1 protein-coding gene is annotated in these 1,521 nt (G+C 66.6%); it reads left to right on the forward strand.

Translation table 11 applies throughout. The annotated features are described in order from the left end of the window. Nucleotides 1–82: 82 nt before the first annotated feature. A complete protein-coding gene (locus tag E8P82_RS14900) occupies nt 83–1,477 on the forward strand; it encodes an IS1380 family transposase (protein ID WP_136455836.1) in 1,395 nt (464 codons plus the stop codon). The last annotated feature ends 44 nt before the right edge of the window (nt 1,478–1,521 follow it).

A 1,521-nucleotide genomic window follows, 5' to 3' on the forward strand; every position in this document is an offset into this window, starting at 1 on the left:
AAGGGCTGAAAGGTGCCCCTGACGTGGGAAAATGTTGTTACCACACAGCAGATTCCGACCATATCGAGGGAGCACCTTCCAGGTGAGCAACACTACCAACTTGTACCCATCCGTCCGTGTTGATTCCGCCGGTGCCGGGGTGATGTCCCAGGCCGGCGGTCTCATCCTCACGGACACGATCCGGGTTTCCGGTCTCGGTACCGGGTTCTCGGACGCGCTGGAGCCCTGGCGGAAGCCGTTTGCGGTGCACGATCCGGGAAAGATCCTCACCGACCTCGCGCTGTCGCTGGCCACGGGCGGGGACTGCCTGGCCGATGTGGACCGGTTGCGCTCCCAGCCACAGGTCTATGGGCCGGTCGCCTCCGATCCGACGGTGAGTCGGCTGATCACCACCTTGTCCACCATGGCGCCGAAGAAAGCGCTGGCGGCGATCAACACGGTCCGGGCGACGGCGCGGGCGCAGGTGTGGATGCTGGCGGGTGAGCACTCCCCGCTGCACGGGATCAGCAGGGACGCCCCGCTGGTCGTAGACCTGGACGCGACTGTGGTGACCTCCCATTCGGAGAAAGAGCACGCGTGCCCGACGTGGAAGAAGAGCTTCGGGTTCCACCCTTTGGCCGCCTTCCTCGACCACGGGGCCGACGGGACCGGGGAACCCCTGGCGGTCCTGCTGCGTCCGGGGAACGCCGGGTCGAACACCGCCAAGGACCACATCCAGGTCACGAAGGATGCCCTGCAGCAGCTGCCGAAAGGGTTCCGGTCGGGCCGGAAGGTGCTGATCCGCACCGACTCCGCCGGCGGGACCCACGAATTCCTGGACTGGCTCACCCACCCGCGCCGGAATCTGTCCTACTCGGTGGGATTCCCCATCCACGGCGCCGTCGAAGCCGTCCTGCCCTTAGTTCCGAAGGACGCCTGGAACCGCGCCTACAACAGCGACGGCGTGGAGCGGGACGGGGCGTGGGTCGCGGACATCACGGGCATGCTGGACCTCACCTCGTGGCCTGCCGGGATGCGGGTCATCGTCCGCAAAGAAGTCCCGCACGTCGGCGCGCAACTACGCATCACGGACGTGGACGGGATGCGCTACACGGCCCTGGCCACAAACCAGGAACACGGCCAACTCGCGGACCTGGAGGTCCGACACCGGCTCCGCGCACGCTGCGAAGACCGGATCCGTAACGCCAAGGACACCGGACTGGCGAACCTGCCGTTGCATGGTTTCGCCGGGAACACACTCTGGTGTCACCTGGTCATGCTCGCCGCCGAGCTGATGGCCTGGACGCAGATGCTCTCCCTCCACACCACCCGTGCCAGACGGTGGGAGCCCAAGAAACTCCGGGCCAGGCTCTTCGAGATCGCCGGCCGAGTCAGCTTCCACGCACGACGGTTCACCGTGCACCTCGCCGCGACAGCCCCCGAAACACCGCTACTCCTCACAGCCCTCCAGCGGCTCAACGCCCTCGCCCCGCCATAGGATCAACGACCGCCGACCACCCCGACACAGAAAGACGAGCAGCT

This window comes from Arthrobacter echini (assembly GCF_004803505.1).
In the GTDB taxonomy this organism is placed as follows: domain Bacteria; phylum Actinomycetota; class Actinomycetes; order Actinomycetales; family Micrococcaceae; genus Arthrobacter_D; species Arthrobacter_D echini.